1 pseudogene is annotated in these 932 nt (G+C 42.7%); it reads left to right on the top strand.

Annotated elements, in window-relative coordinates:
- Positions 1-90: 90 nt before the first annotated feature.
- A pseudogene (locus tag BACCOPRO_RS16845) lies at positions 91-932 on the top strand (hypothetical protein); the annotation flags it as partial.

Here is a 932-nt window from a genome sequence, read left to right on the forward strand (position 1 = left end):
AATGTGCTAACCTGCTGATAATAAAGGTAAAAAGGTATTGCGTAATTCGTTGGTTTTTAGTAAATTAGAAGTCTCTGGACTCTTCTGATTATGACTAAAGAAACACTCCTTATGCAATACCAATCCGAGTGCCTGTCGGCTCTCAAATCAGTCGCGAATATACACAAACCTTTTGAAAAAAACGTTCATGGACACCATGAAATTATTCATGGCCATCCCAGATCGTATAAACTTCCTCCAATTGGGCAGATATGGTTGTTTCTCGGAACAGACTTATCGTAACCTTTTTGAGCATGAAACTTTCGACTGGTTTGCGTTCAACGGCTCTATCATCAGCAAGCATCTCACAGGCAAAAGAAAAGCCATCGCCATCGATCCTTCCTATATCCCCAAATCAGGCAAGAAGACACCTTGGATAGGTTACTTCTGGTCTGGTTGTGCAGGAGAGTACAAGCGAGGATTGGAAATCATGGGCATCGGTGTCATTGACATCGATAACCATGAATGCATGACCTTAGGCTCCATTCAGACACCGGATTGTAAAACCTTGGATAATATGGACAAAAACCTCGTTGACTGGTACAGCAGCTATCTTATCAGTAGAAAAGACAAGTTGCAGAGCATATCCAGAACGGTGGTTGCAGACGCATTCTTTTCCAAGGAGACTTTCATAACGCCTATGTGTGAGAACGATTTTCATGTCATCAGACGCTTTAGGAATGATGTTGTCCTGTACTATCCGACATTGGAAAAGAAAACAGGAAAACGTGGTCATCCCAAGTGGTTTGACGGCAGGATTGACTTTGCCAATCTGGATTTGACCCGGTGCAAGGAATACGAGGTGAACAAGGGAAAGCTATACGGATTGAGGGTTTATGCTAAAGCTTTCAAAAGGTATGTTTCCTTAGCCATCTGGTATCCGATGGACGGAA

The sequence above is a fragment of the Phocaeicola coprophilus DSM 18228 = JCM 13818 genome, from assembly GCF_000157915.1.
Lineage (GTDB): Bacteria > Bacteroidota > Bacteroidia > Bacteroidales > Bacteroidaceae > Phocaeicola > Phocaeicola coprophilus.